This window comes from Microbacterium shaanxiense (assembly GCF_054779995.1).
In genome coordinates this window covers 754,999-778,934 of the sequence record NZ_BAAGXE010000001.1, presented here as the reverse complement: position 1 = coordinate 778,934, position 23,936 = coordinate 754,999, and the positions used below count along the sequence as shown (strand labels likewise).

At 67.4% G+C, this 23,936-nt stretch carries 25 protein-coding genes, 1 tRNA gene and 1 other RNA gene; 11 read left to right on the top strand and 16 right to left on the bottom strand.

Annotated features, from left to right (window positions below):
- Positions 1–20: 20 nt before the first annotated feature.
- Genes ilvD through ACYVG2_RS03610 form a run of 4 tightly spaced genes read right to left on the bottom strand, consistent with a single transcriptional unit; the run spans position 21 to position 5,261 of the window.
- Positions 21–1,739 (bottom strand): dihydroxy-acid dehydratase, encoded by a 1,719-nt coding sequence (gene ilvD / locus ACYVG2_RS03625; RefSeq protein WP_448965393.1) that lies wholly within the window; start codon positions 1,737–1,739, stop codon positions 21–23.
- A gap of 9 nt (positions 1,740–1,748) precedes the next feature.
- Positions 1,749–2,546: a trehalose-phosphatase gene (gene otsB, locus ACYVG2_RS03620; protein ID WP_460779715.1), complete on the bottom strand. Its 798-nt coding sequence runs from the start codon at positions 2,544–2,546 to the stop codon at positions 1,749–1,751.
- Between the two features lie 30 nt (positions 2,547–2,576).
- Complete coding sequence (locus tag ACYVG2_RS03615) at positions 2,577–3,989, bottom strand: alpha,alpha-trehalose-phosphate synthase (UDP-forming) (protein ID WP_460779714.1); 1,413 nt, start codon at positions 3,987–3,989, stop codon at positions 2,577–2,579.
- Positions 3,990–4,025: 36 nt separating this feature from the next.
- Positions 4,026–5,261 (bottom strand): MFS transporter, encoded by a 1,236-nt coding sequence (locus tag ACYVG2_RS03610; RefSeq protein WP_460779713.1) that lies wholly within the window; start codon positions 5,259–5,261, stop codon positions 4,026–4,028.
- A 134-nt stretch (positions 5,262–5,395) separates the two neighbouring features.
- Here ACYVG2_RS03610 and ACYVG2_RS03605 point away from each other — a divergent pair, with 134 nt between their 5' ends.
- Complete coding sequence (locus ACYVG2_RS03605) at positions 5,396–5,677, top strand: hypothetical protein (RefSeq protein ID WP_448965389.1); 282 nt, start codon at positions 5,396–5,398, stop codon at positions 5,675–5,677.
- Positions 5,678–5,704: 27 nt separating this feature from the next.
- Here the strand turns inward: ACYVG2_RS03605 and ACYVG2_RS03600 are convergent, their stop codons facing one another.
- The 3 genes from ACYVG2_RS03600 to ACYVG2_RS03590 are packed head-to-tail and all read right to left on the bottom strand — an operon-like array spanning position 5,705 to position 8,312.
- Positions 5,705–6,883, bottom strand: a complete 1,179-nt coding sequence (locus tag ACYVG2_RS03600) for an acetyl-CoA C-acyltransferase (protein ID WP_460779712.1) — start codon at positions 6,881–6,883, stop codon at positions 5,705–5,707.
- A complete protein-coding gene (locus ACYVG2_RS03595) occupies positions 6,880–7,533 on the bottom strand; it encodes a 3-oxoacid CoA-transferase subunit B (RefSeq protein ID WP_448965387.1) in 654 nt (217 codons plus the stop codon). Before ACYVG2_RS03595 ends, ACYVG2_RS03600 begins: the two co-directional genes overlap by 4 nt.
- 2 nt (positions 7,534–7,535) lie before the next feature.
- On the bottom strand, positions 7,536–8,312 hold the full coding sequence (locus ACYVG2_RS03590) for a CoA transferase subunit A (RefSeq protein WP_460779711.1): 777 nt from the start codon (positions 8,310–8,312) through the stop codon (positions 7,536–7,538).
- Between the two features lie 104 nt (positions 8,313–8,416).
- Between ACYVG2_RS03590 and ACYVG2_RS03585 the strand changes: the two genes are divergently transcribed.
- The 6 genes from ACYVG2_RS03585 to ACYVG2_RS03560 are packed head-to-tail and all read left to right on the top strand — an operon-like array spanning position 8,417 to position 12,741.
- Positions 8,417–9,202: an IclR family transcriptional regulator gene (locus ACYVG2_RS03585; RefSeq protein ID WP_460779710.1), complete on the top strand. Its 786-nt coding sequence runs from the start codon at positions 8,417–8,419 to the stop codon at positions 9,200–9,202.
- A gap of 35 nt (positions 9,203–9,237) precedes the next feature.
- Positions 9,238–9,681: a MarR family winged helix-turn-helix transcriptional regulator gene (locus ACYVG2_RS03580; RefSeq protein WP_460779709.1), complete on the top strand. Its 444-nt coding sequence runs from the start codon at positions 9,238–9,240 to the stop codon at positions 9,679–9,681.
- Entirely contained in the window at positions 9,678–10,910 is a 1,233-nt protein-coding gene (locus ACYVG2_RS03575) for an MFS transporter (protein ID WP_460779708.1), read from the top strand. Before ACYVG2_RS03580 ends, ACYVG2_RS03575 begins: the two co-directional genes overlap by 4 nt.
- Positions 10,911–10,945: 35 nt before the next feature.
- Positions 10,946–11,428, top strand: coding sequence for a YbaK/EbsC family protein (locus ACYVG2_RS03570; RefSeq protein ID WP_460779707.1), 483 nt, complete (start codon positions 10,946–10,948; stop codon positions 11,426–11,428).
- A 29-nt stretch (positions 11,429–11,457) separates the two neighbouring features.
- Positions 11,458–12,297, top strand: coding sequence for an SDR family NAD(P)-dependent oxidoreductase (locus ACYVG2_RS03565; protein ID WP_460779706.1), 840 nt, complete (start codon positions 11,458–11,460; stop codon positions 12,295–12,297).
- 3 nt (positions 12,298–12,300) lie between these two features.
- Positions 12,301–12,741, top strand: coding sequence for a hypothetical protein (locus ACYVG2_RS03560; protein WP_460779705.1), 441 nt, complete (start codon positions 12,301–12,303; stop codon positions 12,739–12,741).
- A gap of 89 nt (positions 12,742–12,830) precedes the next feature.
- On the opposite strand, the gene ACYVG2_RS03555 is transcribed toward ACYVG2_RS03560, so the two are convergent.
- Positions 12,831–12,903, bottom strand: a tRNA-Lys gene (locus ACYVG2_RS03555).
- Between the two features lie 103 nt (positions 12,904–13,006).
- Here ACYVG2_RS03555 and ACYVG2_RS03550 point away from each other — a divergent pair.
- Positions 13,007–13,816: an inositol monophosphatase family protein gene (locus ACYVG2_RS03550; RefSeq protein ID WP_460779704.1), complete on the top strand. Its 810-nt coding sequence runs from the start codon at positions 13,007–13,009 to the stop codon at positions 13,814–13,816.
- Between the two features lie 13 nt (positions 13,817–13,829).
- Complete coding sequence (locus ACYVG2_RS03545) at positions 13,830–14,408, top strand: hypothetical protein (protein WP_460779703.1); 579 nt, start codon at positions 13,830–13,832, stop codon at positions 14,406–14,408.
- A 78-nt stretch (positions 14,409–14,486) separates the two neighbouring features.
- On the opposite strand, the gene ssrA is transcribed toward ACYVG2_RS03545, so the two are convergent.
- Positions 14,487–14,856, bottom strand: a transfer-messenger RNA (tmRNA) gene (gene ssrA, locus ACYVG2_RS03540).
- Between the two features lie 150 nt (positions 14,857–15,006).
- Here ssrA and ACYVG2_RS03535 point away from each other — a divergent pair.
- Positions 15,007–15,672, top strand: coding sequence for an SIMPL domain-containing protein (locus ACYVG2_RS03535; protein ID WP_460779702.1), 666 nt, complete (start codon positions 15,007–15,009; stop codon positions 15,670–15,672).
- A gap of 10 nt (positions 15,673–15,682) precedes the next feature.
- Here ACYVG2_RS03535 and hflX read toward each other — a convergent pair whose 3' ends face one another.
- Positions 15,683–17,188 carry a GTPase HflX gene (gene hflX, locus ACYVG2_RS03530; protein ID WP_460779701.1) on the bottom strand — a complete coding sequence of 502 codons (1,506 nt, stop codon included), beginning with the start codon at positions 17,186–17,188 and terminating at the stop codon, positions 15,683–15,685.
- Positions 17,189–17,247: 59 nt separating this feature from the next.
- On the opposite strand from hflX, the gene ACYVG2_RS03525 reads away from it, so the two are divergent.
- Positions 17,248–17,889 (top strand): class I SAM-dependent methyltransferase, encoded by a 642-nt coding sequence (locus tag ACYVG2_RS03525; protein WP_460779700.1) that lies wholly within the window; start codon positions 17,248–17,250, stop codon positions 17,887–17,889.
- A gap of 65 nt (positions 17,890–17,954) precedes the next feature.
- Here ACYVG2_RS03525 and ACYVG2_RS03520 read toward each other — a convergent pair whose 3' ends face one another.
- From ACYVG2_RS03520 to miaB, 6 genes are all read right to left on the bottom strand, one after another.
- Positions 17,955–19,337, bottom strand: coding sequence for an LLM class flavin-dependent oxidoreductase (locus ACYVG2_RS03520; protein ID WP_460779699.1), 1,383 nt, complete (start codon positions 19,335–19,337; stop codon positions 17,955–17,957).
- Between the two features lie 80 nt (positions 19,338–19,417).
- Positions 19,418–20,290, bottom strand: coding sequence for a diaminopimelate epimerase (dapF, locus tag ACYVG2_RS03515; protein ID WP_460779698.1), 873 nt, complete (start codon positions 20,288–20,290; stop codon positions 19,418–19,420).
- A 28-nt stretch (positions 20,291–20,318) separates the two neighbouring features.
- Complete coding sequence (locus ACYVG2_RS03510) at positions 20,319–20,777, bottom strand: GNAT family acetyltransferase (RefSeq protein ID WP_460779697.1); 459 nt, start codon at positions 20,775–20,777, stop codon at positions 20,319–20,321.
- Between the two features lie 26 nt (positions 20,778–20,803).
- The gene (locus ACYVG2_RS03505) at positions 20,804–21,331 is read right to left on the bottom strand and encodes a dihydrofolate reductase family protein (protein WP_460779696.1); all 528 of its coding nucleotides are present in this window, start codon (positions 21,329–21,331) and stop codon (positions 20,804–20,806) included.
- Between the two features lie 32 nt (positions 21,332–21,363).
- Positions 21,364–22,263 carry a tRNA (adenosine(37)-N6)-dimethylallyltransferase MiaA gene (gene miaA, locus ACYVG2_RS03500; RefSeq protein ID WP_460779694.1) on the bottom strand — a complete coding sequence of 300 codons (900 nt, stop codon included), beginning with the start codon at positions 22,261–22,263 and terminating at the stop codon, positions 21,364–21,366.
- 118 nt (positions 22,264–22,381) lie between these two features.
- The gene (gene miaB / locus ACYVG2_RS03495; RefSeq protein WP_460779693.1) at positions 22,382–23,932 is read right to left on the bottom strand and encodes a tRNA (N6-isopentenyl adenosine(37)-C2)-methylthiotransferase MiaB; all 1,551 of its coding nucleotides are present in this window, start codon (positions 23,930–23,932) and stop codon (positions 22,382–22,384) included.
- Positions 23,933–23,936 lie beyond the last annotated feature (4 nt).

The window sequence follows — 23,936 nt, the reverse complement described above, 5'->3', positions numbered from 1 at the left end:
CAGCAATCAGCCGACGAGGATCAACCGGTCGTCGCGCCTTCTGCAGCGGAACGCACGAGTCGCGAGTACTTGGCAAGAACGCCACGGGTATAGCGCGGAGGAAGCGGCTCCCAGCCGGAACGGCGGGAGGCGAGCTCTGCCTCATCGACGAGTAAGTCAAGAGAGCGAGCTGCGATATCGACCCGTATCAGATCACCATCGCGCACGAAGGCGATAGGACCTGCGTCCACCGCTTCGGGTGCTATGTGGCCGATGCACAGGCCGGTTGTGCCGCCTGAGAATCGTCCGTCAGTCAAGAGTAGTACATCTTTTCCGAGCCCCGCGCCCTTGATGGCCGCGGTGATCGCGAGCATCTCGCGCATGCCGGGACCGCCCTTGGGTCCCTCGTAGCGGATGACGATGACCTCCCCGGCGTTGATCTCGCCGTTCGCGACAGCATCCATCGCCGCGCGCTCGCGCTCGAAGACGCGAGCGGGGCCCTCGAAGACCGTGGCGTCGAAACCGGCGGTCTTCACGACCGCGCCCTCCGGGGCGAGTGATCCGTGCAGGATCGTGAGGCCGCCCGTGGCGTGGATCGGGTTGTCGAAGGTGTGGATGACCTCACCGTCGATCGGCTGCGGGTCGAGGTCGGCGAGGTTCTCGGCCAGGGTTTTGCCCGTGACGGTGAGCGCGTCACCGTGGAGCAGCCCCTCATCGAGCATGGCCTTCATGATGACGGGGATGCCGCCGTGGCGGTCGACGTCGTTCATGACGTACTTGCCGAACGGCTTCATGTCGGCCACGTGCGGGACCTTGTCGCCGATGCGGTTGAAGTCGTGCAGGTTCAGGTCGACGTCCGCCTCGCGGGCGATCGCGAGCAGATGCAGCACGACGTTCGTCGAGCCGCCCAGTGCCATCGCGAGAGCGATCGCGTTCTCGAACGCCTCCTTGGTGAGGATGTCCCTGGTGGTGATCCCCTGACGCAGCAGGTTCACGACGGCCTCACCGGAGCGGTGCGCGAAGTAGTCGCGACGACGGTCGGCGGCGGGCGGCGCTGCGGAGCCCGGCAGGCTGAGGCCGAGCGCCTCGGCGACGGATGCCATCGTGTTGGCGGTGTACATGCCGCCGCAGGCGCCCTCGCCCGGTGCGATCGCGCACTCGATGCGCTTGAGATCCTCTTCGCTCATGAGTCCCGCACGGCATGCGCCGACGGCCTCGAACGAGTCGATGATGGTGACGTCCTTCTCGGTGCCGTCCGAGAGCTTCACCCATCCCGGTGCGATCGAGCCGGCGTAGAGGAACACGCTGGAGAGGTCGAGGCGGGCGCTGGCCATCAGCATGCCGGGGATGGACTTGTCGCAGCCCGCCAGCAGCACGGAGCCGTCGAGGCGCTCCGCCATCATGACGGTCTCGACCGAGTCGGCGATCACTTCGCGCGACACGAGCGAGAAGTGCATGCCCTCATGGCCCATGGAGATGCCGTCCGAGACGGAGATCGTGCCGAACTGCAACGGGTAGCCGCCGCCGCCGTGCACGCCCTCCTTGGCCCCCTGTGCGAGGCGGTCGAGGCTGAGGTTGCAGGGCGTGATCTCGTTCCAGCTCGACGCGATGCCGATCTGCGGTTTGTCCCAGTCCGCGTCGCCCATGCCGACGGCGCGGAGCATTCCTCGTGAGGTCGTTGCCTCGATGCCGTCGGTGACGACTCGGCTTCGGGGCTTGATGTCGATGGGCGCGTTCGAAGAAGGATCTTGCGGGGACATGACGGCAGTCTATTCCCGTCCGGCGACCCGCTCGGTCACGAGCGCCTCCAGAAGCGCAGCCATCTGTTGTGGGTTCTCCACACGCAGGGTGGCGGCGCTCTCCCCCGGCCCGACCCGCACCCCGAGGTCACCCGGTCGCAGCACGCGCATGGCGTCCTCGTCCGTGACGTCGTCGCCGGCGAACAGGATGCCGGTGGCGTCGAAGTGCTCGCGCAGTGCATTCATCGCTGCGTCCTTGCCCTCGGCCCGTGAGGAGAACTCCAGCACACGATGGCCGGCCCTGCGGCGCCACTGCGGGAAGCGTTCGGCCATCAGGGCATCGACGTCACTGAAGACCGCCGCTTCGACTTCCGGGGTCGCCCGTCGCGTGTGGATGCCCATGCCGTAGGTCTTCTGCTCGAGCCGCACGTTCTCGTAGCGGTCGACGATCGGCTGCGCGGCGGCCCAGAGCTCCTCGCGCGATCCATCATCCGCGGCGACCTCCGGTGCATCGGCATCACCGGTCCCCGGGAACCAGTACTGCGCGCCGTGAGATCCTGCGAGAGCGATGCGCGAGTCGGCCGTGTGCTCGGTGATCTCCTGCAGATCATGCAGGCTGCGACCGGAGACGAAGGCGATGAATGTACCGGGGAGCGCCGCGAGCCGATCGAGCTGCGCCTTCACCTCGGGCAGCGCCCGTGCCGCCATGGGCTCGTCCACCAGCGGCGATGCGGTGCCGTCGAAGTCCAGTGCGATGACCAGGCGCGCAGTGCCCGCGATCGCCTTCAGAGCATCGTCGGGGGTGCCGGGTGTCCAGGTACGGGTCACAGCGTCTCTCCTCGGTGTCGGGTCACGGTCTCATGGGCGGGATGAGCGGGCGGCCGACAGCGCTTCCAGGAACGATGACGACCACGCGATCACGTCGTGCTCGAGCACCCGGCGCCGCAACGAGCGCATCCGCTTTCCCTGCTCGCCGGGAGGCATCTCGACGGCGGTGATGATGGCATCCTTCAGGTCCTCGATGTCGTGCGGGTTCACGCGCACGGCCTGACGGAGCTCGTCCGCCGCGCCGGTGAACTCGCTCAGCACCAGCACTCCGCGGTTGTCCGTCCGTGACGCGACGTACTCCTTCGCCACGAGGTTCATGCCGTCTCTGAGAGCCGTGACGAGCATGACGTCCGCCGCCAGGTAGAGCGCCACCATCTCCTCACGCGGGTACCCCTGGTGAAGGTATCGGATCGCGGTGTGCTCCATCGTGTCGTGGTCGCCGTTGATCCGGCCGACCGCGAGTTCGATCTCGTCGCGCAGATGCACGTACGCGTCCACACGCTCACGACTCGGGCTGGCCACCTGGATGAGGGTGACGTCCTCGACCTTCAACCTGCCGGCCGCGAGAAGCTCGCCGTAGGCCTTGATCCGGTGCCTGATGCCCTTGGTGTAGTCGAGGCGGTCGACGCCGAGCAGGATGCGCTTCGGGTTGCCGAGGCTCTCCCTGATCTCGAGTGCACGCGCCTGCACGTCAGGCCGAGCCGCGAGTTCGAGATACGGGGAGGTGTCGATCGAGATGGGGAAGGCCTTGGCGATGACGGTGCGATCGCCGTTCTCGCCTGGCACCGCCACGGTGGTCGCCTTCACGTCGTACCTGAGGCGCCGTCGCACAGCGGCGAGGAAGTACGTGGCGTCCTGCGCGCGCTGGAACCCCACCACGTCTGCGCCGAGCAGTCCGCGCAGCACCTGGTCCCGCCACGGGAGCTGCGCATACAGGCCGTGCATCGGGAACGGGATGTGATGGAAGTACCCGATCGTGACGTCCGGCCGCAGCGCCCGCACCATCTCGGGCACGAGCTGCAGCTGATAGTCGTGCACCCAGACGGTGCCGTTCTCGGCCGCAGCCTGCGCAGCCGCCTCGGCGAAGCGCCGATTGACCGCGACGTAGGCGTCCCACCACTCGCGGTGGAACTGCGGCGGCGCGATGACGTCGTGATAGAGCGGCCAGATCGTGTCGTTCGCGAAGCCCTCGTAGTACTCGGCCACCTCTTGCGCGCTCAGCGCGATCGGGATCAGCCGGATGCCGTTCGCCGTGAAGGGCTCGAGCTCGAGGTCCGCCTGGCCGGCCCAGCCGACCCAGGCGCCGTCGACCTGCTTCATGACCGGCTCGAGGGCCGCGACCAGACCGCCTGGCGAGGTGCGCCAGGCCTCTTCGCCGTCGGCGCTCACCACACGGTCGACGGGAAGCCGGTTCGCGACGACGACGAAATCTGCGGTGGTCATGGGGATTCCTCACGTCGACGGTCGGTTTCTCCCAGGCTATCGAGTGGAGGGCCTCTTATGGCTGAGGAACCAGTTCACGGCGCCGGCGGCGAACGTGATCGAGGCGGCGATCACCGGGAGCATCAAAGCCGCGGACGTTCCGACCGACTCGGCGATCTCACCCGCGACCGCCGCACCGAGCGACTGACCGACGATGACGCCGGAGCCCAGCATCGTCATCACCGTCGTGGTTCTGCCGAGCGGGCTGCGCGCGGCCCCGAGGCTGAACTGGGTCACGAGCGTCGGCCCGATGCCTATGCCCATGATCGCCAGCGCCGCCGACATCGCACCGATCGTGTCGACGATGAGGAGCAGGAGCGATCCGAGCAGGAGGGTTGCGGAGAACACCGACCAGCGTGCACGCAGGGAGAACCGCGGCGGCAACCAGGCCACGCCGAGGGCGAGGATCGCAGACCCCACTCCCATCACGCCGTAGAGCAGCCCCGCCTGTTCGGGCGCTCCGCGGTCGGCCATGAACGAGGTCAGCGAGGTGAGCATCGTGCCGAAGAAGATCCCGACGCCGAGTATGCCGGCCACGACGACGAGCAGCGAGGGGCGAAACAGCTCCGTCACGCGCGACGGGGCGCGCCCGTCGACGTCGCGGTGGCGGGAGACGTGCCTGCCAGTGGGGTGCAGAGCGAAGGCGCTCACGAAAAGCAACGTGAGGGCGGCGGCACCGACCAGCGGCGCCCACGGTGCGATCCACGACGCGAGCACTCCGACGATGAACGGGCCGAAGACGAACACGGTCTCGTCGGCAGCGGACTCATACGCCATCGTCCCGGAGAGCGTGCGCTGACGTGCGGCCTCCGGCATCCGCTCGGAGATGATGGTGACCAGTCGTGAGCGCGACATCGGCGCGACCTGCGGTGCGGTGGCGCCGATGCCGACGGCGGACATCAGCACCACGAGATCCGCGGCGTCGCTGTAGATGACGGCGGTGAAGACGACGAGCATCGCGGCATTCGCGACCGCGAGGGCGAGCAGCACGAAACGCTGACCGAAGCGGTCGGCCGCCGCGCCGAGCAGCGGCCCGAAGCACGCGGTGCCGATCCCGACCGCCGCGGACGTGAGGCCTCCGAGCGAGATCGATCCCCTGGCGGAGACGGCGACGGTGAGAACGCCGACGACCATCATCGCGAAGGGGAGGCGCGCGACGAAGGCGACGATGAAGTACGCGAGGCCGGCTTCGCGCAGCAGGTGGGACGGGCCGACGGTGTGTGTCTGGGTCATGACTCTCGCGCGTCCGAGGACGCGGGGATCCGGTGCCGCCGTTGTCCGCCGGGGTGCCGACGGCCGGTTGATACACAGCTTCGGACGCCGAAGCGTCGCCTTCCATTCTACGCGTCTGCGGGTAGGTTGAAGGTATGCGCTACGTCTTCAGCACTGGACTTTTCGGAGCGATCTCCACGGGCGTGTCCCTGATCCGCGGCACTCGCGAGACGCCGATCACCTGGCGTGCGGCGCTCGCGTGGCTCAGCTGGGGCATCAGCCTCGCGCTCGCGATCGGCGCCGCGGTTGACATGCGCCGCGATGAGCGCGGCATCGAGGTCGCGGCGGACTCCCCCTTCGCCAAGGTGCAGTCGAAACGGTCGAAGAAGGAATCGAAGCAGCTCGAGAAGCGGCTCAAGGCCGCGCAGAAGCACTGACCCTGCGCTGCTTCCTGGCACCGGCTGTCAACGCGTGAGGATGAGCGCCTCGCCCTGACCGCCACCGCCGCACAGGCCGACCGCGGCCGTGCCGCTGCCGCGACGGGCGAGTTCGTGCGCCATGTGCACGACGAGGCGGTTGCCGGATGCGCCGATCGGATGCCCGATGGCGATGCCGCCGCCATGGATGTTCACCATGTCGTCGGAGATGCCGAGCTCAGAGGCGGATCGTGCCACGACCGCGCCGAACGCCTCATTGATCTCGACGAGATCGAGATCGGCGACGGTGATGCCCTGCTTCTCCAGCGCACGCTCGATCGCACGGGCAGGCTGCGCCTGCAGCGAGTTGTCCGGACCGGCCGTCTGCCCGCTCGCTCCCACGGTCACCAGCACCGGCCAGCCCTGCGCTTCGGCGTTCGCGCGCGTGGTCACGATCACCGCGGACGCACCGTCCGAGATCTGCGACGAGTTCCCCGCGGTGATCGACCCGCCCTCGGCGAAGGCCGCGCGCAGCGCACCGAGCGTCTCGACTGTGGTCTCGGGACGGATGCCCTCGTCCTTCGTCACCACGACCGGATCGCCCTTGCGCTGGGGAACCTCCACCTGCACGATCTCGGCATCGAACACCCCGGAATCGGTCGCTGCCGCTGCGCGCTGGTGCGAAGCCGCCGCGACGGCATCCTGCGCCTGCCGGGTGAGTTCGTAGCGCTCGTTGTGACGCTCGGTCGACGCGCCCATGCTCTCCTTGTCGTACGCGTCGGTGAGCCCGTCGAAGGCCATATGATCGAGCACCTCGACGCTGCCGTAGGTCCAGCCGTCGCGTGAGCCCATGAGAAGGTGCGGCGCCCGGGTCATCGACTCCATACCGGCGGCCACCACGGTCGTGGCGTCTCCGGTACGGATCATGCGCGCGGCGTCGATGATCGCGGTGAGTCCGGACAGGCACACCTTGTTGACCGAGTGCGCGGGAACATCCCACCCGATGCCGGCCCCGATCGCCGCCTGCCGGGCGGCGTTCTGCCCCGATCCGGCGGCGAGCACCTGGCCGACGATCACGGCGTCGACGGCGGAGGGATCGATGCCGCCCTGCATCAGAGCACCCTTGATCGCGAACGCGCCGAGCTGCGGCGCGGTGAATGAGGAGAGCTGACCCTTCAGCCGCCCCTGCGGGGTGCGGGCCGCCGCGACGATGACGATGTCGGTCATGAGATCTCCTTGAGTTCGTCCGAGATGATCAGCGGAGGTTCAGTGGCGTCGACGACCTCCTGCACGCTCACACCGGGGGCCGTCTCGACCAGCACGAGACCGGCGTCCGTGACGTCGATCACCGCGAGATCTGTGATGATGCGGTGCGCCACTCCCCTGCCGGTCAGCGGCAGCGAGCATTCGTTCACGATCTTCGCCGACCCGTCCTTGGCCACGTGCTCCATGAGGATGATCAGACGGCCGGCGCCGTGCACGAGGTCCATGGCGCCGCCGGGGCCCTTCACCATCTTGCCCGGGATCATCCAGTTCGCGAGATCGCCGGTGGCTGAGACCTGCATGGCGCCGAGGATCGCGGCGTCGATCTTGCCCGCGCGGATCATCCCGAAGCTCGTGGCCGAATCGAAGAACGCGGTTCCGGGTAGGGTCGTCACTGTCTCCTTGCCCGCGTTGATGAGGTCGGGATCGACGTTCTCCTCGGTCGGATACGGACCGACCCCGAGAATGCCGTTCTCCGACTGCAGCACCAGCGTGACGCCCTCCGGCACGTAATTGGGCACCAGGGTCGGTAGGCCGATGCCGAGATTCACGTAGGAACCGTCGGTGAGCTCGGCGGCCGCGCGCGCGGCCATCTGCTCGCGGGTGAGTGCCATGGTCAGGCTCCTTCCGTCTTCGTGACAGTGCGACGCTCGATGCGCTTCTCGATGTCGGTGCCGACCTCGACCATCCTGTGCACGAACACACCAGGCAGATGCACGCGGTCGGGGTCGATCTCGCCCGGCTCCACGAGCTGCTCGACCTGTGCGATGCACACCCGGCCGGACATCGCCGCGAGCGGGTTGAAGTTGCGGGCGGCCTTGTTGAACACGAGATTGCCGTGCCGGTCCCCCGCCATCGCGTGCACCAGGGCGAAGTCTGTCGTGATGGCCTCTTCCAGGACGAACTCCTCGGACGTGCCGTTCACGTCGAACGATCGGACGTCCTTGACCGGTGATGCCACCGCGATCGAGCCGTCGGCGCCGTAGCGCCGCGGGAGTCCGCCTTCGGCGACCTGAGTGCCCACGCCGGTCTGGGTGTAGAACGCCGCGATCCCTGAGCCGCCCGCACGCAGCTTCTCTGCGAGCGTGCCCTGCGGCGTCAGCTCGAGTTCGAGTTCACCGGAGAGGAACTGGCGCTCGAACTCCTTGTTCTCGCCGACGTAGGAGGAGGTCATCTTGCGGATGCGCTTCGCATTCAGCAGGACGCCGAGTCCCCAATCATCGACACCGCAGTTGTTGCTGACGATGCTGAGATCGGTGGTGCCCTGCGCGAGCAGAGCCTCGATGAGAGCGATCGGGTTTCCCGAGAGTCCGAATCCACCGACCGCGAGGGACGCGCCGTCCGGGATGTCCGAGACGGCCTCTGCGGCTGAGGCCCATTGCTTGTCGATCACGCAGCACTCCTTCGTGTGAGGTCTTCTTCCAGCATCCGCCTGTCACGTGCGCAATCGAAACGGCGTCTTGCGATGTGGGCGATTGTCCGGATAGCGTCCACATCATGAACAAGATGCCTTCAGTGCCCGGCGCGCAGGCCGTCGCGCGTGCCGCGAGTCTGCTGCGTCTGGTCACGGCGAGCGGTGAAGAAGGCGCGAGCCTGCACGAACTGGCGCGCTCCGCCGATCTGTCGCGCTCGACGACCCACCGACTGCTGAGCGCCCTGCGCGCCGAGGGCCTCGTTGACCGCGACGACGAGACGGCCAGATGGATGCCTGGGCCCGAGCTGTTCCTCATGGGATCGGTGGCTGCCGCCCGATACGACATCACTGCGCTCGCGCGGGACATCGTGCGCTCGCTCGCCGTCAAGACCGAGGAGAGCGCGTTCCTGTCGGTGCGCCGTGCGGATGAGACCGTGTGCCTGCTGCGGGAGGAGGGCTCGTTCCCGATCCGCTCCTTCGTGCTCAGCGAAGGCGTGCGGTTCCCTCTCGGCGTCGCGAGTGCCGGCCTCGCGATTCTCGCCTTCCTCCCTGACCACGATGTGGATGCCTACTTCGAGCGCCATCCTGAGCTCAGCGAGCGCTGGGGTCGCACCCACGGCGTGAAACCACTTCGCACCAGGCTCGCCGAGACCAAGGAGCGCGGGTACGCGATCAACCCGGGACTCATCGTGGAGGGAAGCTGGGGAATGGGCGCCGCGGTGTTCGATCGCGCCGGGCGTCCTGAGTGGGCACTGAGCCTGACGGGCGTGGAGTTCCGCTTCGGTCCCGATCGGATCGCGCACCTCGGTCGCACATTGCTGGCGCACGCGCATCAGCTCTCATCGCGCATCGCGAGCGCGCGGCGCTGAGAACACTGCATATCAACAGGTATATACTTTCTGGTATGCAACGCGACGAGATCATCCCCTCCATCGTCATCTCCGCCCATGCGCTCGCCCGCATCGCTGCGCAGCAGGCGCGCAACGAGGCGCCGTCAGCGCAGTGGAGGGTGCTCAGCATCCTGGAGCGCGAGGACGGCCAGCGCGTCGGAACGCTCGCGGCTGCCGCGCGCACCACGCAGCCGGGCATGACCCGGCTTCTCGGCGAGCTCGAGCGCGCCGGCCTGATCTCGCGCACGGCCGATGCCGCTGACTCCCGGGCGACCGTCGTGCACATCACGAGCGCCGGAGCGGACGCTCTCCGAGCATGGCGCGACGAGTTCCGCGTCACCCTCGCTCCGCACTTCGACGACCTGGACGTCGTCGACTGGGCAACGCTGGCGCGCGCCGCGGAGATCCTCGCGTCGCACAGCAGAGAGACCCTCCCGAGCAAAGGAGCCGGCGAGTGAGCGGCGGTGCGGCGACCGCCTCGGTCTGGAAGCAGCCGGCACAGGTCTGGGCGGTCGCCTTCGCGAGCGTCGTCGCGTTCATGGGCATCGGGCTCGTCGATCCGATCCTCCCTGCGATCGCCGAGTCGCTCGAGGCGAGCCCCACCGAGACCGAGCTGCTGTTCACCAGCTATCTGCTCGTCACCGGCGTCGCGATGCTGTTCACCAGTTGGATCTCCAGCCGCATCGGCGCCAAGGCCACATTGATGATCGGGCTGGCACTCATCGTCGCCTTCGCTCTGGCGTGTGCGCTGAGCGGCAGCGTGGACGCCATCATCGGATTCCGGGCGGGCTGGGGCCTGGGCAACGCCCTGTTCATCTCGACGGCGCTCGCGACCATCGTGGGGTCCGCATCGGGCGGAAGCGGTGCCGCGATCGTGTTGTACGAAGCCGCTCTCGGGCTCGGCATCGCGATCGGTCCGCTGCTCGGCGGCCTGTTGGGCGAGCTCAGTTGGCGCGGTCCGTTCTTCGGTGTCGTCACGCTCATGGCGATCGCGTTCATCGCGATCCTCACACTGCTGCGAGGACCACGGGAGGTGCGTCGGCCTGTGCCCTTCTCGGCGCCGTTCACGGCTCTGCGCAGACCGGCCCTGGCGGTCCTCGCCATCACCGCACTGTTCTACAACATCGGGTTCTTCGTGCTGCTGGCGTTCTCGCCGTTCCCGCTGGGCTTCGGCGCCATGGGGATCGGCTTCACCTTCTTCGGCTGGGGCGTAGCGCTCGCGATCACCAGCGTGTGGGTCGCACCGTGGATGATGCGGCGCATGCGCCGGACCACTGTGCTCGTCACTGTGCTCCCGCTGCTCGCCATCGATCTGATCATCGCGGGCCTCGTGGCGGAGACCGCACCTGCGCTCGTGATCTGCATCATCGTCGGCGGACTGCTCCTGGGTGTCATGAACACGGTGCTGACCGAGGCCGTGATGGAGGCGACCGACCTGCCGCGCTCCGTCGCCTCGTCGGCGTATTCGGCTGTGCGCTTCATCGGTGGAGCGATCGCACCTCCGGTCGCCGCATTGCTGTGGCACGCATTCGACTCGACGATGCCCTACCTCTTCGCCGCGGCATCGGTGCTGGTGGCGACGCTGACGATCGTCCTCGGGCGCAGGACTCTCGCGCACATCGACGATCACCCGACGGATGCGGAGCTCGAGGATGCCGAGGCGATCTCTGTCGGGGACGCAGGCTGAACGCCGCGCAGCGCACCATTGGGTACGGTTGCCCCATGAGTGAGACCGTGCTTCCCCCTCGGAGCATCATCGTCGTGCAGCACCTTGCAGCCGCGGGTGCGGATGTCGACGTGCGCGTCCTGCCCGATTCCGCCCGCACCGCCGCCCAGGCCGCCGAAGCGATCGGATGCGAGGTCGCGGCGATCGCGAACAGCCTGGTGCTCGTCGCGGACGGAGAACCGATCCTGGTGATGACCAGCGGTGGGCACCGCGTCGACCTCGACGTGCTGCGCGAGAGCATCGGCGCCGACGATGTGGCGATGGCTCCGGCATCCGTCGTACGCGAGGCGACCGGCCAGGCGATCGGCGGTGTCGCACCCGTCGGCCATCCCGCACCGCTTCGCACCTACATCGACATGGCGCTCTCGGACCACGCCGAGATCTGGGCGGCGGCAGGCCATCCTCACACTGTGATGCCGTTGACGTTCGAGCTCCTGAAGGCCCTCACCAGCGGCGCGGTCGTCGCCGTCGCGAGTTGAGCGTCGGCGAAGGGGCGGAAGGACTCCGAATGCGCGACCGGAAAACCGTGGTGATCACAGGCGCCAGCGACGGGATAGGCGCCGCCGCCGCGCGTCGACTGCACGCCGACGGGCATGAAGTGGTCGTCGTCGGGCGTTCGCCCGAGAAGACGCGCGCGATCGCAGGAGAGCTGAAGGCGGACCATCTGGTCGCCGACTACTCACGGCTCGACGATGTGCGCGAGCTCGCGTCATCGCTCGCTTCGAGGCACCCGCGCATCGACGTCCTCGCCAACAATGCCGGCGGCATGTTCGGCGCCAGGACCGAGACCGTCGACGGGTTCGAACTGACATTCCAGGTGAACCACCTCGCCCCGTTCCTGCTCACGAATCTGCTGCAGGACACGCTGATCACGAGCGGGGCCACGGTCATCCAGACCGCGAGCATCGCCGCCAGGATGTTCGGCAGGATCGACATGGCCGATCTCGACAACAGGCGCGATTACACGCCGATGAAGGCGTACGGCGCGGCGAAACTGGGGAACATCCTGTTCACCCGCGAACTGCACAACCGCCTGCAGTCCCAGGGCGTGAATGCGGCGGCGTTTCACCCAGGCGTGATCGCCTCGGCATTCGCTGCGGGTTCGAGCAGCAGGGCCATGGGCTTCCTGTACAACAACAGGTTCGCACGCAGGTTCCTGGGTACACCGGAGACGGGCGCCGACCAGCTCGTCTGGCTCGCCGAGACGGTTCCCGGCCAGGCATGGGTGCCCGGTCTCTACTACGAGAAGCGCTCCGTCGCGGCGCGCGTGAATCCGCAGAGCACGCGCGACGACCTGGCGCACGAGCTCTGGGAGCGCAGCGCGGTGATGACAGGTCTGAGGAGCTGACCGATGGACGAACTGGCGGTCGGCCGCTGGCACGTCGTCGAGACGAGCCTCTCGCTCTGGCGGACACGGAGCGGCCCGATGGTCACGTATGCGGCGCTTCCCGACGGTGCCCTCATCGACGTCGTCTCTTTCCGGACCAGGGGCGGTGCGCCGCGCCGGATCATCGGGATCGATCAGCGCTCACCCGACGGAGGATGGCGTTGGCGCGGCGTCGGACCTGTCACCCGGTTCGCTCACAGCGACTGGCGATTCGTCGCGGGTGATGCCGCTGACGGCTGGGCCGTCACCGCGTTCGCACGTACGCCATTCACGAGCGCGGGGATCGATCTGTACTTCCGCGAACGCCAGCCTTCGGAGGAACTCCTGGCGGTGGCCCGCCGCGCCGCACACGAGGACTCGTGGTCGGCGCGATGGGCATCCCGGCTGTTCCGCACGGCACGCTGAGCGCGGATCACTGGCTCGGCGACGGGGGCGCGGGCGCCATGAAAGCAGAAAAGCCTCGAAGACTGGCGAGAGTCTACGAGGCTGATCCGTGCACCCCCAGGGACTTGAACCCTGAACCCATTGATTAAGAGTCAATTGCTCTGCCGATTGAGCTAGAGGTGCGTGGCCCGGTTTCCCCGGCCGAGGAATTACATTACCAGTTTCGGAGCGTCATGCGAAATCGAGGCGGCAACGATCCGGCACCGGCGACGACTATCCTGAAAGGGTGACCGACTCCCCCGCAGCCTTCGATCTCGCGAGCGATCTCGCCCTCGCCTTACGACTGGCCGACGTCGCCGATGAGCAGTCCCTCCCCCGATTCGATGCGAGCGATCTGAGGATCTCCACGAAGGCCGATCGCTCTCATGTGACCGATGCCGACCTGGCGACGGAGCGCGCCATCCGCGCCCTCCTCGCCGAGGAGCGCCCTGCCGACGGCATCCTGGGCGAGGAGTTCGGAACCGAGGGCGACACCCGACGGCAGTGGATCATCGATCCGATCGACGGTACGGCGAACTTCATGCGCGGTGTGCCCCTGTGGGGCACGATGATCTCGCTCGCCGTCGAAGGCGTACCCCACGTCGGCGTCGTCAGCATGCCCGCACTGGGCAGGCGCTGGTGGGCCTCGACCGGCGCCGGCGCATGGACGGCGACGGAGGCCGGTCCCCGGCGCCTCGAGACCTCGGCGGTGTCATCTCTCGACGATGCGGCCGTGAGCTTCCAGAGCATCACGCAGTGGGCGGATGCCGGACACCTGCCCGCGCTGCTGCGCATCGCGGAGCGCGTGTGGCGTGACCGCGCCTACGGTGATGTCTACTCGTACATGCTTCTCGCCGAGGGACGGCTCGAGATGGTGGCGGAGTTCGACGTCAAGGAGTACGACATCGCCGCCGCCGTGCCGATCGTGCGCGAAGCCGGTGGAACCTTCACCTCGTTCAGCGGCGTCGACACCATCGCAGACCGTTCGACCCTGGCCAGCAACGGCCTGCTGCACGACGCGTTCCTCGAACTCGCCGACGCGGCGCCGAAGCCCTGACCCGAAAGCAGAGATGATCCGCCGCATATCCCTCGCCGCACTCGCGGCGGTCACTATCGCGCTGACGCTGTCGGCGTGCGCCGCAGCAGCCGAACCGGAGCCGACGCCGACCTCGACGCCCACCGAGACCGCCGCGGCGTCACCAGAACCGACGCCGACTCCGACACCGACGCCGACGCCCGAAGAGACCGCGGGCGCCGCACCCACGTGCGAGACGATCATCGCGCCGAGCACCATCACGGCGTTGAGCGAGCACGGCTGGACGTACAAGGAGCACGATTTCCGCTTGGGTGAGGACATCGTCGAAGGCGGCATCCAGTGCGTGTGGGGCGATTACACGGTCCCCTCCGACCATGTCCAGGTGTTCGGATGGGCGCCGATCGATCAGGCGGCGTCCAGCGCCGCTCAGCAGAGGCTCATCGCCGAAGGGTGGCAGCGCGCCGATGCCGACGGGCACGTGTACATCACCGAGAACCCTGAGACCGCGATGTCGCCCGATGAGGAGGGCTTCGGCATGACGTACGAGTTCGGCGACGGCTGGGTGACGGTCGCGGACACGAGGCGGAGTCTCATCCTCGTCGACTTCGAGTGAGCCGGACCGCGACCCGCGAGCGCACGAAGAAGCCCCACGATCCTGGTACGGATCGTGGGGCTTCTCCTGTGACAGCGGTCGTGGAGCTGGGGGGAATCGAACCCCCGTCCAACGCTGAGTATCCACGGCTTCTCCGGGCGCAGTCTGTGCAGACGTTCTACTCGGCTCCGACCTTTGTCACAGACACCTAAGTCGACGAGCCCAGCCTGGGAAGAGTCCCGTGTGACGTCCAGACGCCGTCACACAGCAAGATTCCTAGATGACGCCAGGATCCGTATCGGAATCACATACGGTCTGACGGACTATCGGGCTCGCTTATGCAGCGAGGGCGAAGTCGTTGCGCTTTGTTTCGGCAACTATTGTTTTGCAGGGGGCGTTCACGAGATAACCCTGCATCCTCGGCCCGCTTCACGTGAATTCACAAGCACTGTCGAAACCGATCAGCCCCGTGTGTCTTCTCTCGAAGGAACCACTGTCACTCTGTGGATTTATCACCTCGGCTGACGAATCACCCGAGCATCACAGGATACAACGGATCCGCGCCGCATGCTATTCCGACGCCGGGCGGGGATGTCGGCCCTGGCGTAGAGTCGCTCTCATGAGCGATGTCATCATCACCGTCCGCGGCGAGAACGAGTCACGCCTCACGCCCGAGCGCGCCACCATCCACGTCACGGTGCGCACCGAGGGATCCGATCGCACGTCGGTCATCGACCAGGTGATGCATCTGTCCGAGCCGGTGCGGGCCACCATCGGCGAACGCAAGGATGCCGGCACCGTCGTCGAGTGGACCAGCAAGCGACTCGCAGTGAGCGCGGAGCGCCCATGGAACAACGAAGGCAAGCGCCTGGCGCTCGTGCATCACGCGAGCATCGACTTCAGCGCGACCTTCACCGATCCGACCGAACTGTCCGCATGGGCGTCCGACGTGTCGGCGTGGGACGGCGTCGAGGTGGGCTCCGTCGAGTGGGCGCTCACCCCCGAGACGCGCGCCCGCGTCGAACGCGAGGTCGCCTCCTCGGCGGTCGGCGTCGCCGCCGCCCGTGCCGAGGCCTACGCCGGCGCGCTGGGGCTCACGGAGGTCACCCCCTTGGAGATCGCCGACGTCGGGCTCATCTCGCAGGGACAGGCTCCCAGTGCGCCTCAGATGCTGAAGGCCCGCGGTGCTGCCTTCGCCATGGCCGATTCCGCGCCGACGATGGAATACGAGCCCGACGAGATCGTCGTCTCGGCGACGGTCGAGGCACGCTTCAGCGCGCACTGACCGTCGAGGCTCACACGGCGAACGGCGCCAGTTCCGCCGCGAGCCGCTCTGACACGTGGGCACGGACGTCCGTCCCGTTCTCACCGTGCTCCGCAGAAAGCAGCATCCCCGTCTCGTGGATCGCGGCGACCAGATCGCCGCGATCGTACGGTACGAGTGCGTGCACCTCCACTGCGGGCTTCGGGAGCGCCTCGTCGATCGCCGCCCGCAACTCTTCGATGCCCTCGCCGGAACGCGAGGACACGAAGTGCGCGCGGGGCTCGAGGCCCTGCAGCACCAGTCTGTCGTCGTCCGAGATCAGGTCGGCCTTGTTGAAGACCACGATCTCGGGAAGATCGCGCGCGCCCACGTCACCCATCACGTCGCGGACGGTCTGCAGCTGGCCGGCCGGGTCGGGGTGCGATCCGTCGACGACGTGCAGCACGATGTCCGCCTCGCCGACCTCCTCCAGCGTGGAGCGGAACGCCTCGACCAGCTGGTGGGGCAGATTTCGCACGAAACCGACGGTGTCGGTGAATGTGTACACGCGGCCGTCGGCGGTCTCCGTGCGGCGCACCGTGGCGTCCAGGGTCGCGAACAGGGCGTTCTCGACCAGCACTCCCGCGCTGGTCAGCGCGTTGAGGAGGCTCGATTTGCCGGCGTTGGTGTATCCGGTGATCGCCACGGACGGAATCGTGTTGCGCTTCCGCTCGGCACGCTTGGCTTCGCGTGCAGGCCCGAAGTCGCGGATCTGCCGACGCAGTAGCGCCATCTTGGTACGGATGCGACGCCGATCCAGCTCGATCTTCGTCTCACCGGGACCGCGTGATCCCATTCCTGCACCGCCGGCGCCCACCTGCCCACCGGCCTGTCGGCTCATCGAATCGCCCCAACCGCGCAGGCGAGGCAGCAGGTACTCGAGCTGTGCTAGCTCGACCTGGGCCTTGCCCTCACGACTCTTGGCGTGCTGGCTGAAGATGTCCAGGATCACGGTGGTGCGGTCGATGACCTTCACCTTCACCACGTCCTCCAGCGCACGCCGCTGGCTCGGTGCGAGTTCGGTGTCGGCGATCACGGTGTCCGCACCGGTCGCGGCGACGAGGTCCTTGAGCTCCTGCGCCTTGCCTCGACCGAGGTAGGTGGCCGGATCGGGGTTCGGTCGACGCTGCAGCACCGCGTCGAGCACCACGGCGCCGGCGGTCTCTGCGAGGGCCGCGAGCTCGCGCAGCGAGTTCTCGGCGTCCGTCTGGGCGCCCTGGGGATACACGCCGACGAGCACGACGTTCTCGAGCCGCAGCTGCCGGTACTCGACCTCTGTGACGTCCTCGAGTTCGGTCGAGAGACCCACGACGCGACGCAACGCGTGACGATCCTCCAGATCCCATTGGTCGCCGTCGCGATCGGAGTACGCGGCTGTCGAGGAATCCTGCAGCGCCTGCGCGGCGCCGAACACTCGGGCCTTGGTGCGCGTCTGTGCACTTGCAAGCACGCGATCCAGCGTCTCGTCGTTGAGTGTCTCGTCTGTGGCTTTCGTCATCCTCTGCCTTCTGTGTCCGACGCCTTAAGCTTAACCCCGCTGTCCGGTACGCTCGCCGTATGGGGTCTGATCACTACTTCACTGCGGCCCCGGCAAGTGCGGAGAACCTGCGACGCATTCGAGTGACGCTCGCAGGCCGTGAACTCGAAGTGACCACCGCCGGTGGCGTCTTCAGTCCTGACCGCGTGGATGCCGGCACCGCAGTGCTCTTCGCCAGCATGCCCCCGCTGCCGCCGAGCGGGAACTTCCTCGACCTCGGATGCGGGTGGGGGCCCATCAGCATCACCATGGCGCTCGCCTCTCCGCATGCGACGGTGTGGGCGGTCGACGTGAATGAGCGCGCACTCGACCTCGTTCGCAGGAATGCCGAAGCTCTCGGCATCACCAATATCAACGCCGTACTGCCCGACGATGTTCCCGACGACGTCGTGTTCCGCACGATCCGCTCCAATCCGCCGATCCGGGTGGGCAAGAACGTGCTGCACGACATGCTCGAGAAGTGGATCCCGCGTCTCGACGAGCGCAGCGACGCATGGCTCGTCGTGCAGCGCAATCTCGGCGCGGATTCCCTCCAGCGATGGCTCGGCGCGACCTTCCACCCCGGCTACAGCGTCTTCCGAACCGCGACGGGCAAGGGCTACCGCATCCTCAAGGTCCGCAGGCACGGCAACCCGCCCACCGAGCCGATCTCACTCGCCTGAGGGGGCGACCCGGCGCGTGCCACGACCGGATGCGTGCCGACCCGGCGCATGCCGACCAGGCGCGTTCAGACCGTGGCGCTGCGGCGCAGACTATAGCTCGCACCGCGGTGCTCGTCAGGGAGGCGGTCGCCCCGTCCGTGCAGCTTGTGGCGCAGGGTCCCCTGCACGTACTCGGTCTGGTACACACCGCGACGCTGGAGTTCCGGCACGATGAACTCGACGATGTCCTCGAAGGTCCCGGGTGTGATGGCGTACGCGAGGTTGAAACCGTCGACGTCGGTCTCCTCGACCCACTCCTGAAGGAAGTCGGCGACCTCTGAGGGCGAACCGACCACGCGCGGTCCCAGTCCCCCGATGTTGCCCAGCCGAGCGATGTCCCGGACCTTCCACTCCTTGCCGTCCTCACCGGCCTGCTGGAAGTTCGCGACGGTCGATTGGATCGCATTGCTCTTGACGTTGCCGATCGGCTCGTCGAGGTCGTACTGCGACAGATCGATGCCCATCCATCCCGACATGAACACCAGCGCGCCCTCATCGCTCGCGTACTGGAGGTAGTCCTCATGCTTGGCGTGCGCTTTCTCGCCGGTCTCGTCGGTGATGATCGTCAGCAGCGTGTAGATCTTGGCCGAATAGCGGTCTCGGCCCGCCTCCTCGAGCGCGTCGCGGATGCGCTTCACCGTGCCCGCGAGCACCGTCTTGGTCGGTGCGGCGACGAAGATCGCCTCGGCGTTCCCCGCGGCGAAGGCGATGCCCCGTAGCGAGGCGCCGGCCTGATAGATGACGGGCGTGCGCTGCGGCGACGGCTCGGAGATGTGGATGCCGGGGACCGTGAAGTGCTCGCCGCGATGTCCGATCTCATGCACCTTCGACGGGTCGGTGAACACCCCGCTCTTACGGTCGCGGATGACGGCGTCGTCCTCCCAGGACCCCTCCCACAGCTTGTAGGTGACCTCGAGGTACTCGTCGGCCACGTCGTAGCGCTGGTCGTGCTCGAGCTGATCGTCATGACCCATGTTGCGGGCGGCGGAGGGCAGATAACCGGTCACCACGTTCCACCCCACGCGTCCGCCGGTCAGATGATCGAGGGTCGACATCCGGCGCGCGAACGGGTACGGATGCTCGTACGCGGTGCCCGCCGTCACGCCGAATCCCAGGTGCTCGGTCACCGCGGCCATGGCGCTGACGAGGAGGACGGGGTCGTTGACCGGCACCTGCGCACCGTGGCGGATGGCGGCCTCGTTCGAGCCGCCGTAGACGTCGTACGTGCCCAGCACATCCGCGATGAAGAGGCCGTCGAAGTGCCCCTGCTCCAGCAGTCGTGCCAAGTCGGTCCAGTAGCCGAGCTCCTTGTAGCGAGCGGACTGATCGAGTGGATGCCGCCACATTCCCGAGGACTGGTGCGCGACGCAGTTCATGTCGAAGGCGTTGAAGCGGATCTGCTTGCTCATGTGCACCATCGTGCGCCACGGTGCGCGCCGACGGTACGTCGGGCGTCATCCGACGACTCATTCGTCGGCGGGATGTGGACTCAGACGAGGTCGATGGTGCCGCTGTAGACGAGTTGCGCCGGTCCGGACAGGGCGACGTGCTCGCCGTCCTCCGCAGGGAACATCCGCACGCCGAGCGTGCCTCCGGGTACCTCGACGTTCCAGTTGTGCGGCGCGCGCTCCCCCGCCCAGTAGCGCACGGCGAGTGCGGCGGCCGCGACACCGGTGCCACAGCTCAGGGTCTCGCCCACTCCCCGTTCGAACACGCGCATCCTGACGTGCCCGATGCCGTCGCGCACGAGCGGCTCTCCGGGCACGACGAACTCCACGTTCGCGCCGCCCGGCAGCTGAGGCTCGAGTTCGGGGATGTACTCGAGCTCGAGTCCGGTGAGTTCTTCTTCGGAGGCGAGGGCGACCACGACGTGCGGGTTGCCCACGTCGATTCCGAGGCCAGGACGCGCGACGTCGAGGCCGCGGGCTTTCGCGAGGGGGTCGTCTCCGGACAGCCGCCAGCGGCCGAGATCGACCTGATACCCGGTACCGCTGCGCGTGACGTCGCGCACGCCCGCACGAGTGCCGATCGGTAGCGTCGTGCCCGGCTCGATCACGGCGAGACCGGCGCCGACGAGGTAGTGGGCGAAGACACGGATGCCGTTGCCGCACATCTCGGCGATCGATCCGTCGGCGTTGCGATAGTCCATGAACCACTCGGCAGCGGGCTCCTCAGCGAGCGCTGCCGCGCCCTCCGGGATCGCGGCGGAGCGCACGACGCGGAGGATGCCGTCTGCGCCGATCCCGAAGTGCCGGTCGCACAGGACGGCGACCTGCTCGGGTGTGAGGTCCAGCTCGCCGTCGGGGTCGGCGATGATCACGAAGTCGTTGCCGGTGCCGTGCCCTTTGGTGAATGCGACCATGACTCCAGTCTAGAGAGGATCGACGCCCCTATTGCTCGTCGACGATGAGGCGCTTACCGGTGTTCAAGACGTCGAAGCGCTCATAGCCGAGTCGATCGTAGAATCCCAGTGCGGCGTCGTTGTCGGTTCGAACCATCAGCTGCACCTTCGGGCAGCCCATCTCGACCAGGAGCCGTTCCGCCTCAGTGACCAGGCCACGGCCGATCCCAGATCCGTGGAGTTCGGACGCGGATGCCAGATAGTAGAGCCATCCGCGATGGCCGTCGTAACCGGCCATCAAGGCGCCCACGATGCGAGACAGGCTGTCGTGCGCGCCGGGAGCCTCGGCCACCAGGAACAGCTCCGGCTGGACCTTCAGCTTGCGTTCGATGTCCTGATAAGGATCGTTCCACGCTCGCGTGAGCCCGGCTTCGCGCCATAACTCCACGACCGCGTCCGCGTCACGCCGCTCGAATGTGCGAATCTGCCAGAACGTGCTGCTGTTCACGCGATCGAGGCTAGCGAACAGAGCGGTCAGTCACGAATCACGCGATACCGGCCGCACATGAAATCGCGGTTGCGCGCCACCTCGAGAAGCTCGAGATCGAGCGTTCGCGGAAGCAGCGGTGCGCCAGAGCCCAGAGTGACGGGGGCGAACTGCACCCAGACCTCGTCGAGGAGCCCGGCGTCGGCGAACTGTCCGGCCAGATCGCCCCCGCCGACCACCCACAGGTTTCTGCCGCCGGCGGCCGCGGTCATCGCGGCGTGCACTTCAGAGACCGGGTCGCGGGTGAGAGTGACGTCAGCGCCGTCGGGAACCGCCAGCTCACGATGCGTGAAGACCCAGGTCGGCTGGGTGTATCCCCATCGACCCTGTTCGTGCTCGAGCACCCATTCATACGTCGACGCCCCCATCGCCAGGGCGCCGATCGTCTTCTCGAACTGCTGATAGGCCATCGGCCCGTCGGCATCGATGTCTTGCCTGAGCAGCCAATCGAGTGAGTGCTCCTGCGTCGCGATGAAACCGTCGAGGCTGGATGCGGTGAAGTAGTGCGTGCTCATGACTCCATCATGAAGGCGGGCACCGACATCCGTCAGAGCAGGTGTTCGAGGTCGTCTCCGGGAGAGAGCCAGGTGAGCTCCGGATAGCGTTTGAACCACGACACCTGACGGCGCGCGTAGCGTCGGGTGAGCGACTGCGTCGCTGCGATGGCCTCGTCCTCGGTCAGCTCCCCCTTCACCTGCGCGAGCGCCTGCGCATATCCGATCGCGCGACGGGCCGTCGTGCCCTCCTCCAGCCCTTGCCGCCGCAGATACCGGACCTCGTCCAGCATCCCTTCCGCCCACATCCTCTCGACGCGTCTGTCGAGGCGCTCGACCAGCTCGGATCGCTCGGCCCCGAGCGCGAGGATGCGAGTGGCGGGATACCAGAGTTCAGGCGCCTCCGGCAGAGCCGATCCGTGCGTCTTCTCCCCCTGTTCCAGCACCTCCAACGCGCGCACGACACGGCGCCCGTTCTTCCTGTCGATGCGTGCAGCAGTCCCGGGGTCCGCCGCCTCGAGACGCGCGAACAGCGCAGCGGCACCGTGCTGTTCCAGGTCGCGCTCGAGACGTGCACGGAGGTCGGCGTCGCGGGGCGGGAAGCGGAAATCGAAGATCACGCTGGAGACGTACAGCCCGGAGCCGCCCACCAGGATCGCATCGCCTCCGCGGGAGTGGATGTCCTCGATCGCGGCGCGCGCGAGTGGCTGGTACCAGGCGACGGCAGCCTCGTCGCGCACATCACGCATGTCGAAGAGATGATGAGGGATGCCGCGCCGTTCTGCGACGGGGAGTTTGGCCGTGCCGATGTCCATGCCCCGATACAGCTGCATCGCGTCGGCATTCACGATCTCGGCGGGATTGCCGCGGTCGCGCAACTGCTCTGCGAGGTTCAGCGCCAGGTCGCTCTTGCCGGTTCCCGTCGCACCGACGACCGCCCACAGGCGATTCACGACTCTCCTCGCCGCTTCGCCGAAACCCCGCCTCGGCGCCGACACCTCACGCTGTTCACTACTGCCGGAGTCTCCTCTGCAACCTGGAGTCTCGCCCGTAACCCGGGGTCTCGGCGAGTCAGACACCGACGCGAAGTGTGGGCAGGCCGAGCGACACCGCACGCGGCGCACCGGTGTCCCCTGCCGGCGCCGGGACGCCGCAGGACTCGGCCTGTGCGCGATCCCAGGCGTCTCCGCCGCGCGTGCGCCGGATGCGCAGCGGCGCACCGCTCGGGTCGTCGGCGAGCAGGTGGAACGGCGCGCCGTGCGTGATCTTCACGGTCACGACGTCGCCAGGGCGCGGGATGTCGGAACCCTCGGTGACCTCGAAGTGCACGAGTCGGTTGTCTTCGGCTCGGCCGGTGAGGCGGTGGGTCTCGGCATCCTTCTTGCCTTCACCGACGGAGACCAGCACCTCGACCTCGCGGCCGACCTGCTTCTGGTTCTCCTCGAGCGAGATGCGCTCCTGAAGTGCGAGGAGCCGGTTGTAGCGCTCCTGCACCACTTCCTTGGGCACCTGGTCTTCCATCGTCGCCGCGGGAGTGCCCTCGCGGATCGAGTACTGGAATGTGAAGGCGTTGGCGAATCGCGCCTGTTCGACGACCCGCATGGTGTCTTCGAAGTCCTCGGCGGTCTCGCCGGGGAATCCGACGATGATGTCGGTGGAGATCGCGGCGTTGGGCATCCGTTCGCGCACACGATCGAGGATTCCGAGGAACTTCGAGCTGCGGTACGAGCGGCGCATCGCCTTGAGCACGCGATCGCTGCCGGACTGCAGGGGCATGTGCAACTGAGGCATGACCGATGGCGTCTCCGCCATGGCGTCGATGACGTCATCGGTGAAGGCGGCGGGATGCGGGCTGGTGAATCGGATGCGCTCGAGGCCGTTGATCTCGCCCGCCGCGCGCAGCAGCTTGCTGAAGGCCTGCCTGTCGCCGAACTCGACGCCGTAGGAGTTGACGTTCTGACCGAGCAGGGTGACCTCGATCGCGCCGTCCTCCACGAGCAGCCGGATCTCGTTCAGGATGTCGCCGGGACGACGGTCCTTCTCCTTGCCTCGCAGGCTCGGGACGATGCAGAAGGTGCAGGTGTTGTTGCAGCCGACCGAGATCGACACCCAGCCGCTGTGCGCGGAGTCGCGCTTGGTCGGCAGCGTCGAGGGGAACACTTCGAGGGACTCGAGGATCTCGAGCTCGGCGTCACCATTGTGGCGCGCGCGTTCGAGCAGCCCCGGCAGCGAGCCCATGTTGTGCGTGCCGAACACGACATCGACCCACGGTGCCTTGTCGAGCACGGCGTCCTTGTCCATCTGCGCGAGGCAGCCTCCGACGGCGATCTGCATGCCCTCCTTGCGGCGCTTGATCGAGGCCAGGTGCCCGAGCGTGCCGTAGAGCTTGCCTGCAGCGTTGTCGCGCACGGCACAGGTGTTGATGATGACGACGTCCGCCTCCGTGGCTGCCTCGGCGCGCACGTATCCCGCGCTCTCCAGGGAGCCGGACAGTCGCTCGGAGTCGTGCACGTTCATCTGGCACCCGAAGGTGCGCACCTCATAGGTCCGTTGACGTCCGTCGGCGTCGACGGCCGCCGACGAGGCCTGGATGATCGTCGGTTCGCTGCTCAGGATAGTCATGGTG

Coding starts and splice junctions, on each gene's coding strand:
- ACYVG2_RS03600 (WP_460779712.1), bottom strand. CDS start 6,883: ATGACCGACATCGTCATCGTCGCGGCGGCCCGCACCCCGCAGGGGCGG.
- miaB (WP_460779693.1), bottom strand. CDS start 23,932: ATGACTATCCTGAGCAGCGAACCGACGATCATCCAGGCCTCGTCGGCG.
- ACYVG2_RS03605 (WP_448965389.1), top strand. CDS start 5,396: ATGCGCTACGTCTTCAGCACTGGACTTTTCGGAGCGATCTCCACGGGC.
- ilvD (WP_448965393.1), bottom strand. CDS start 1,739: ATGTCCCCGCAAGATCCTTCTTCGAACGCGCCCATCGACATCAAGCCC.
- ACYVG2_RS03595 (WP_448965387.1), bottom strand. CDS start 7,533: ATGGCACTCACCCGCGAGCAGATGGCCGCGCGCGCGGCCGCCGAGCTC.
- hflX (WP_460779701.1), bottom strand. CDS start 17,188: ATGACGAAAGCCACAGACGAGACACTCAACGACGAGACGCTGGATCGC.
- ACYVG2_RS03585 (WP_460779710.1), top strand. CDS start 8,417: ATGAACAAGATGCCTTCAGTGCCCGGCGCGCAGGCCGTCGCGCGTGCC.
- ACYVG2_RS03610 (WP_460779713.1), bottom strand. CDS start 5,261: ATGACCCAGACACACACCGTCGGCCCGTCCCACCTGCTGCGCGAAGCC.
- ACYVG2_RS03505 (WP_460779696.1), bottom strand. CDS start 21,331: ATGAGCACGCACTACTTCACCGCATCCAGCCTCGACGGTTTCATCGCG.
- ACYVG2_RS03580 (WP_460779709.1), top strand. CDS start 9,238: ATGCAACGCGACGAGATCATCCCCTCCATCGTCATCTCCGCCCATGCG.
- ACYVG2_RS03525 (WP_460779700.1), top strand. CDS start 17,248: ATGGGGTCTGATCACTACTTCACTGCGGCCCCGGCAAGTGCGGAGAAC.
- ACYVG2_RS03615 (WP_460779714.1), bottom strand. CDS start 3,989: ATGACCACCGCAGATTTCGTCGTCGTCGCGAACCGGCTTCCCGTCGAC.
- ACYVG2_RS03520 (WP_460779699.1), bottom strand. CDS start 19,337: ATGAGCAAGCAGATCCGCTTCAACGCCTTCGACATGAACTGCGTCGCG.
- ACYVG2_RS03545 (WP_460779703.1), top strand. CDS start 13,830: ATGATCCGCCGCATATCCCTCGCCGCACTCGCGGCGGTCACTATCGCG.
- ACYVG2_RS03565 (WP_460779706.1), top strand. CDS start 11,458: ATGCGCGACCGGAAAACCGTGGTGATCACAGGCGCCAGCGACGGGATA.
- ACYVG2_RS03535 (WP_460779702.1), top strand. CDS start 15,007: ATGAGCGATGTCATCATCACCGTCCGCGGCGAGAACGAGTCACGCCTC.
- ACYVG2_RS03560 (WP_460779705.1), top strand. CDS start 12,301: ATGGACGAACTGGCGGTCGGCCGCTGGCACGTCGTCGAGACGAGCCTC.
- dapF (WP_460779698.1), bottom strand. CDS start 20,290: ATGGTCGCATTCACCAAAGGGCACGGCACCGGCAACGACTTCGTGATC.
- ACYVG2_RS03570 (WP_460779707.1), top strand. CDS start 10,946: ATGAGTGAGACCGTGCTTCCCCCTCGGAGCATCATCGTCGTGCAGCAC.